1 protein-coding gene is annotated in these 1496 nt (G+C 55.3%); it reads left to right on the top strand.

What is annotated here, in order from left to right:
* Positions 1–1496 (top strand): AMP-binding protein (locus tag AC1DWI_RS22850; RefSeq protein ID WP_477725871.1); only part of this gene is annotated, 1496 nt, incomplete at both ends.

Below are 1496 nucleotides of genomic sequence, written 5' to 3'. Positions count from 1 at the left end.
ACACCGAGCAGTTCCGCTCGTTGAATCATCTGCTGGAGGACTCGTTCAAGAAAAACGCGGCCAAACCTTTTTCGGTTTGCATGGATCGCTGGATGACGTACGGACAGCTCGATGAGCTGTCGTCGGCTTTAGGTGCCTGGCTGCAAAGCTTGGGTCTTGAGAGCGGGGCGCGGGTTGCGATCATGCTGCCAAATGTTCCGCAGTTTGCAGTCACCATGTCGGCCATCCTGCGGGCAGGCTATACCTGCGTCAACGTCAATCCGCTGTACACCGCCCGTGAACTGGAACACCAGTTACGCGACTCCGGGGCCACTACCATCGTCATTCTGGAGAACTTCGCTGCCACACTGGCGGAAGTGATTGAGCGCACACCAGTGAAGAACGTCGTCATGGCGTCCATGGGTGATTTGCTGGGCTTCTGGTATGGCCAATGGATCAACTTCGCAGTTCGCCACCTGGCCAAGCTGGTGCCCGCCTACAAATTGCCGCTTGCAAACGGGCGCACCGTGACAGCCTTCAATCGCGCAATTGCCGAAGGTAGCCGCCTGCCTCTCAGGCCTGCGCAGACCACACTGGATTCAATCGCCTTTTTGCAATACACCGGCGGCACAACCGGATTGTCAAAAGGCGCCGTACTCACGCATCGCAATATCGTTGCGGCCATTCTTCAGGCTGAAGAATGGTTCACGCCGGCTCTAGAGCGGATAGGCGATGTCAGCAAGACAAACAATATCGCTGCTTTGCCGCTGTATCACATCTTCGCGCTGACGCTATGCCTGCTCTCGATTCGTTGGGGAGCTCATCTGACACTCATTCCGAATCCGCGTGACTTCGGTAAATTCATCGCGGTGCTCAAGAAGCGTCCGTTTCACATGTTGCCGGCCGTCAACACGCTTTTTAATGCGTTGCTTCAGCACCCTCAGTTCAAGACGGTAGATTTCTCCGCCCTTTGTGTTTCGCAGGCGGGTGGCATGGCCGCGTCCGAAGGTACGGCGAAACACTGGTTGCAGGTTACAGGTTGCCCCATGATTGAAGGCTGGGGCATGAGCGAGACTTGCGCCATCGGCACCAACAATCCGGTGATGAACAAGGAGTTCACCGGCACCATCGGCCTGCCGTTGCCCAGCATCGAAATCGCCATCAAGGATGACGATGGCCTATCGCTCGCACTTGGCGAATCCGGCGAGATCTGTATCAAGGGTCCGCAAGTCATGACGGGCTATTACCAGCAGCCTGAAGAGAACAAAAAGGCGTTCACCTCCGATGGCTTCATGCGCACCGGTGATATTGGCATCATGGACGAGCGCGGTTACACCAAAATCATCGATCGCAAGAAGGACATGATCATTGTTTCGGGATTCAATGTGTTCCCCAATGAACTTGAGAACGTCATTTCCCTGTGCCCAGGCGTTGTTGAGTGCGCAGCCATTGGCATTGCCGACGAAAAGCAGGGCGAAGCTATCAAGGTTTTTGTGGTGAAAAATGACCCTACACTG

Source organism: Polaromonas sp. P3_C2 (assembly GCF_056402675.1).
Note: the sequence above shows the minus strand (reverse complement) of the source record. Positions and strands in the feature narration are given on the sequence as shown.